The organism is Microbacterium murale (genome assembly GCF_014635185.1).
Taxonomy (GTDB): domain Bacteria; phylum Actinomycetota; class Actinomycetes; order Actinomycetales; family Microbacteriaceae; genus Microbacterium; species Microbacterium murale.
The window spans coordinates 23,888-29,887 of the sequence record NZ_BMCM01000009.1 but is presented as its reverse complement, the minus strand read 5'-3'; the positions used below and the strand labels follow the sequence as shown (position 1 = coordinate 29,887).

7 protein-coding genes are annotated in these 6,000 nt (G+C 69.1%); all 7 read left to right on the top strand.

From position 1 onward, the window contains the following. Positions 1–101 precede the first annotated feature (101 nt). From IEV67_RS18670 to recN, 7 genes are read left to right on the top strand one after another with little or no spacing between them, the layout of a single operon-like run. A complete protein-coding gene (locus IEV67_RS18670) occupies positions 102–338 on the top strand; it encodes a hypothetical protein (RefSeq protein ID WP_188438234.1) in 237 nt (78 codons plus the stop codon). Beyond that, entirely contained in the window at positions 335–1,282 is a 948-nt protein-coding gene (locus IEV67_RS19055) for a hypothetical protein (RefSeq protein WP_229703365.1), read from the top strand. The genes IEV67_RS18670 and IEV67_RS19055 overlap by 4 nt, the downstream gene beginning before the upstream one ends. Continuing rightward, positions 1,283–2,329, top strand: coding sequence for an HAD-IIA family hydrolase (locus IEV67_RS18660; RefSeq protein ID WP_188438233.1), 1,047 nt, complete (start codon positions 1,283–1,285; stop codon positions 2,327–2,329). 57 nt (positions 2,330–2,386) lie between these two features. Next, complete coding sequence (locus tag IEV67_RS18655; protein WP_188438232.1) at positions 2,387–2,593, top strand: hypothetical protein; 207 nt, start codon at positions 2,387–2,389, stop codon at positions 2,591–2,593. Further along, positions 2,590–3,387 (top strand): TlyA family RNA methyltransferase, encoded by a 798-nt coding sequence (locus IEV67_RS18650; protein WP_188438231.1) that lies wholly within the window; start codon positions 2,590–2,592, stop codon positions 3,385–3,387. The genes IEV67_RS18655 and IEV67_RS18650 overlap by 4 nt, the downstream gene beginning before the upstream one ends. Then, positions 3,384–4,307, top strand: coding sequence for an NAD kinase (locus IEV67_RS18645; RefSeq protein WP_188438230.1), 924 nt, complete (start codon positions 3,384–3,386; stop codon positions 4,305–4,307). The genes IEV67_RS18650 and IEV67_RS18645 overlap by 4 nt, the downstream gene beginning before the upstream one ends. Next, complete coding sequence (gene recN, locus IEV67_RS18640) at positions 4,304–5,986, top strand: DNA repair protein RecN (RefSeq protein ID WP_188438229.1); 1,683 nt, start codon at positions 4,304–4,306, stop codon at positions 5,984–5,986. The genes IEV67_RS18645 and recN overlap by 4 nt, the downstream gene beginning before the upstream one ends. Positions 5,987–6,000 lie beyond the last annotated feature (14 nt).

The window sequence follows — 6,000 nt, the reverse complement described above, 5'->3', positions numbered from 1 at the left end:
CCGCCGAACTTCTTTCAGAAGAAACAAAATGGCCACCCAACGCAGGGTGGCCATTTTGCGTTCACCAGGAAGTGGAGAGAATCAGATCATGCCGAATGAGGATGAGCGTCGACCGCGACGCGACGACGACTCCAGTGCCCGACGAAACGATCGTCAGGGCCGACCTCCGCGCACTGATCGCTCGGCCTCCTCTGGTGGTGCCGGCGCTCCGCGCCGTGACAGCGCACCTCGTCGGGACGGCTCCGGCGCGCCCCGACGTGAGGGCGGCTACCAAGGCCGAGACGGTGCTCCGCGCCGTGATGGTGCCGGTGCTCCGCGCCGCGATGGCGGGTACGTGAAACGCGATGGCGCATCCCCTCGTCGTGATGGTGCGGGAGCGCCGCGTCGCGATGGTGCCGGTGCTCCTCGTCGCGATGGCGCGGGAGCTCCGCGTCGTGATGGCGCGGGAGCCCCGCGCCGTGAGGGCGGCTACCAGGGGCGCGACAGCGCACCGCGTCGCGATGACCGCAGTTCCGGCGGCCGCGGATTTCCGCAGCGTGCTGGTACCGGTCGTGACCGACCGGACCGCCAGAGCGACGACCGTCCGCGCCACGATGACCCCGCGATCCCCGAGGACATCACGCCCAACGATCTGCATTCGTCGGCGCGCAACGAGTTGAAGACGCTGAGCAAGGAGAACGCCGATGAGGTCGCACGGCATCTCGCGATGGCGGCCAAGCTCATCGACGAGGATCCTGCTCTCGCTCACCAGCATGCCCTCGCGGCATCCCGTCGCGCCGGCCGCATCGCCATCGTCCGCGAATCGCTCGGCATCACCGCGTACGCGACCGGTGATTTCGCCCTGGCACTGCGCGAGCTGCGCACGTACCGCCGCATCTCCGGCAAGGACGACCAGATCGCCCTGATGGTCGACAGCGAGCGTGGCATCGGACGTCCTGACCGCGCCCTCGAGACCGGCCGCGCTGCGGATCGTTCGAAGCTCCCCACGCCCGTGCGCGTCGCTCTCGCGATCGCGATGTCGGGCGCGCGCCTCGATCTCGGCGACACCGAGCTCGCGCTGGGCGAACTGCAGATCCCCGAACTCGACCCCGACCGCGCTTTCGAGTGGAGCCCTGCGCTGTTCGCCGCCCACGCCGCCGTGCTCGAGGATCTCGGTCGCGACGACGAGGCGGCATTCTGGGCGGAACGCGCCGACGTCGCCGCCGACGCGCTGGGCATGGGAGGCGACGACGAGGACGAGATCTTCGTCGAGGACGGGCTGATCGAGGACGAGGAGTCCTGAGTGGGGCTCTTCTCACGGTCTCATCCGGCTACGTCGCGCCCGACTCCGCTCGATGGCATCGACGTCGTTCTCGCTGACCTCGACGGTGTCGTCTACGCCGGCCCAGGCGCCCTGCCGTATGCCGTGGAGAGCCTCAACGAGGTCGCGACGACCCGACGCGTCGGCTACATCACGAACAACGCATCCCGCACCGACGCATCCGTCGCCGAGCATCTCACCTCACTCGGTCTGACCGTCGAGGCGAACGAGGTCGTCACCAGCCCCCAAGCGGCCATGCGCCTGCTCGCGTCCATCGTCCCTGCGCCGGCGACGCTGCTCATCGTGGGCGGAGAAGGGCTCGTCGTCGAGGCGGAGAAGGCCGGCTACACGATCACCCGCAGCGCCGAAGACGCCCCGGACGCCGTCGTGCAGGGCTTCGCTCCCGAGGTCGCGTGGACCGACCTGGCAGAGGCGGCCTTCGCGCTGAAGGTGCCAGAGGAAGAAGGCGGCATCCCCTGGATCGCCACCAACAGCGACTGGACGATCCCTCAAGCGCGCGGTATCGCTCCGGGCAACGGCACGCTCGTCTCCGCTGTGCACACCGCTGTCGGGCGCCTCGCCACAGTGGCGGGCAAGCCGGAGGTTCCGATCTTCGAAGAGGCGATCGCCCGCTTCGGCGCGACCAAGACGCTGTTCATCGGGGACCGCCTCGACACCGACATCATGGGTGCTGCACGTGTCGGCATCGACTCCGTGCTGGTGCTCACCGGAATCGACCGGCCCAAGCATCTACTGGCCGCGCCCGAGGGGTCGCGGCCGACATACATCCTTGGCGACCTGCGTGAACTGCACGAGCCGTATCCGCAGACCGAGCGCAAGGACGGTGCCGTCACAGTGAACGGGGCATCCGTCCGCGTCGTCGGGGGAGACGTCGAGATCCTCTCCGAGGGTTCGCGGCAGATCGATCTCGTACGCGCCGGCGCGACCGCCATCTGGGAATCCGGCACGCCTGTCTTCGTCCTCCGCGTCCCCGAGAAGCTGTACGAGGATCCGTTCCATCGTCCATGAGCCGGACGTTCGCCGTGCCTCACCGAGCACGTCGGAGCCGCGCCGTAGAGTGGAGTCGTGAGCGATGAGACGACTGCGACGCCGACCGACGGTCTGTGGAGCCGCCTGCGCCTGATCGAGGGTCAACCGCTGGCCGACCGCGCCGATGCGTACTCCACTCTGCACGACGAACTGTTCCGCCGCCTCGAGAGCGGCGCCAAGTTCGATGCCAGTGAGAAGAGCACGGTGAAGAGCACCGAGAAGACCTCGTCGGGAGACCGGTGACGCGCCTCGACGCAGCCCTCGCCGCTCGAGGACTCGCACGTTCACGCTCGCACGCAGCCACGCTCATCGCGGCCGGCGTCGTGAGCGTCGACGGCCGCCCGATCATCAAGTCCTCGACATCAGTGGGCGACGAGGCCGTGATCACCCTCGCCGAGAGCGACCACTACGTGAGCCGAGGAGCGCAGAAGCTCATCGCCGCCCTCGATGCGTTCGAGGTCGTCGTTGACGGACGTCTCGCACTCGACATGGGAGCCTCCACTGGCGGGTTCACTCAGGTGCTCCGCGAGCGTGGAGCGCGCAAGGTGCTCGCCGTCGACGTCGGGCACGATCAGCTCGCAGCATCCATCGCAGAGGATCCCGGCGTCGTCGGCGTCGAGGGCTTCAACGTGCGGCACATGACGCGTGAGAGCCTCACCGAGGCGACCGGAGAGCCGGATGCCACGGAGCTGATCGTCGGCGATCTGTCGTTCATCTCGCTCGAGCTCGTCATGCCGGCCGTCGCTGCGGTCGCGGCATCCGGTTCCGATGTCGTCCTGCTCGTCAAGCCGCAGTTCGAGGTCGGTCGCACCGCCGTGCGCGGCGGATTGGTCACCGACCCAGCCACTCGAGCGGATGCCGTCGCCCGCGTCGTCTGGAACGGATGGGATGCCGGATTCGGCATGCTCGGAATCATCGCGTCGCCGATCCTCGGCACGCACGGCAACGCGGAATTCCTGGTCCACATGGCGCCCGGCCGTGGGAGCAATCCGACACAATGGAGACAGCGTATCGACGAACTGGCGGGAGGACGATGAACGAGCGCAACATCCTGGTCGTCGCTCATGCGGGGCGAGACGACACCGTCGCCGCTGCCCGTCGCGTCATCGATCTCCTTCTCCGAGCAGGGGCACGCCCGGTGCTCTCGCCGGACGATCGCGCCGAGTTGTCTGCCGTCGACGGGGACTTCAGCGACGTCGACGCATTGGGCGAAGACGTCGCAGTCGATGACCTGGAACTCGCGATCGTTCTCGGCGGCGACGGCACGATTCTTCGTGCGGCAGAGCTCGTGCGCGGCACGAACAGCGCGCCGGTCCTCGGCATCAACATGGGACACGTCGGTTTCCTCGCCGAGATCGAACGAGACGCCATGGACGACGCCGTGGAGCGCGTCATCGCGCGCGACTACGCGGTCGAGGAGCGCCTTGCTCTCGCCGTGCGTGTCAAGGATGCTGCCGGCAAGGTCGTCTTCGAGACGTGGGCGCTGAACGAGGCGACCGTCGAGAAGGCGAGCCGCGAGCGCATGATCGAGGTGGTCGTCGAGATCGACGGCCGCCCGCTGTCGAGCTACGGCTGCGACGGCATGGTCATCTCCACGCCGACCGGCTCCACCGCCTACAACTTCTCCGCAGGAGGACCGGTGATCTGGCCGAGTGTCGAAGCCATCGCCGTGATTCCGTTGTCTGCGCACGCGCTGTTCGCGCGGCCGCTCGTCGTCAGCCCTGACGCGTCGGTCGCGATCGAGATGCTCGAGCGCACCTCCGGCACCGGCATCCTCTGGTGCGACGGCCGGCGTTCGCATGATCTTCCGCCTGGCGCACGCGTCGTCGCTCGTCGTTCGTCGCGCCCGGTGCGCCTCGCCCGACTGCACCCGACGGCGTTCACCGAGCGGCTGGTGCGCAAGTTCCAGCTGCCCGTGGCCGGATGGCGCGGGCAGGACGGGGGATCGCCGGCGTGATCGAGGAGATGCGGATGCAGGGACTCGGCGTCATCGCTGACGCCGCGCTGCCGCTCGGCCCAGGATTCACCGCGATCACCGGTGAGACCGGCGCGGGCAAGACCATGGTCGTCACGGGGCTGGGCCTGCTGCTCGGACAGCGGGCAGACTCCGGCGCCGTGCGAGCAGGGTCGGCGCAGGCCTCTGTCGCCGGCGTGTGGGTCGTGCCGGACCACGGCGTGGTGGCAGACATCGTGTCGGATGCCGGCGGCGACCTGGAGCCTCTCGACGACGGCCGCGGTGAGCTGTACGTGTCTCGCATTCTGAGCGCGGAAGGACGCAGCCGTGCCAGCGTAGGCGGACGCGCGGCCCCGGCGGGCGTGCTCTCCGCCCTCGCCGATGAACTGGTGGTGGTGCACGGGCAGTCCGAGCAGCTGCGGCTTCGTTCGACGGCCGCCCAGCGCGACGCCCTGGATCGTTTCGGCGGCGCGCCGATCGCAGGTGCTCTCGAGACCTACACGGCCTCGTTCACGCGCTGGCGCGAGCTGGATGCCGAGATCACCGAGATCGCTGAGAACCGTGACCGCCGAGCCGAAGAAGCGCAGCGACTGCGCGAAGCGCTCACGCTGATCGAGGCGACCGCACCGGAACCGGGGGAGGACCTCGCGCTCGCTGAGCGGGCCGAACGGCTCGCGAATGCCGAGGATCTCAGGCTCGCGGCATCCCTCGCCCACAACGCGCTCTCCAGCGACGAGGGCGAAGCCGACGCGTCCGCGCTCGTCGCCGAAGCACGACGGAATCTCGAGCGAGCGGCGGATCCGGCGCTCGCTGAGATCTCCGAAGGGATCGCCGACGTCGGTTACCGCATCGCGGATCTCGCAGGGCAGCTCTCGGCATACCTCGCCGACCTCGACGAGACAGGGCCTCACGAGCTCGCTGCGGTCGAGGAGCGACGCGCGGCCCTGACCACGCTGATCCGCTCGCACGGCTCTCTGGACGAGGCGCTCGAGCTGTGGCAGACGGGTTCTGCGCGGCTCGCCGAGCTCGACGACGACGGCGACCGCCTGGAACGCCTGCAGGACGAACGGGATGTCGCACGGGGGGCGCTCGACGACGCCGCGGCAGCGCTGACCTCCGCGCGCACCGAGGCTGCGGGGCGCCTCGGCGCCGCCGTGACCGACGAACTGCACGCACTGGCCATGCCGGACGCCCGCCTCGAAGTCGCAGTCCGTGATGGCGGCGAGAGCACGCACGGCCGTGACGACATCGCGATCCTGCTCGCACCGCACCCGGGCGCCGAACCGCGCTCGGTCGCGAAGAGCGCGTCGGGTGGTGAACTCTCGCGCGTGATGCTCGCGATCGAGGTCGTGATCGCCGGCACCGACCCCGTTCCGACGTTCGTCTTCGATGAGGTGGATGCCGGCATCGGCGGCGCCGCGGCCATCGAAGTGGGACGGCGACTCGCCCGGCTTGCAGAGACGTCGCAAGTCATCGCGGTGACCCACCTCGCGCAGGTGGCGGCCTTCGCCTCCAACCATCTCTCCGTCGTGAAAGCCAATGACGGCGCGGTCACCGCGTCCAGCGTGCGGCGTCTGGAGGGGGAGGACCGGGAGGCGGAGATGGCGCGGCTGCTGTCCGGACTCACCGATTCGGATGCCGCCATCACCCATGCCCGAGAACTTCTCAGCCTTGCGGTCTGAGCGAACTGTTAGGA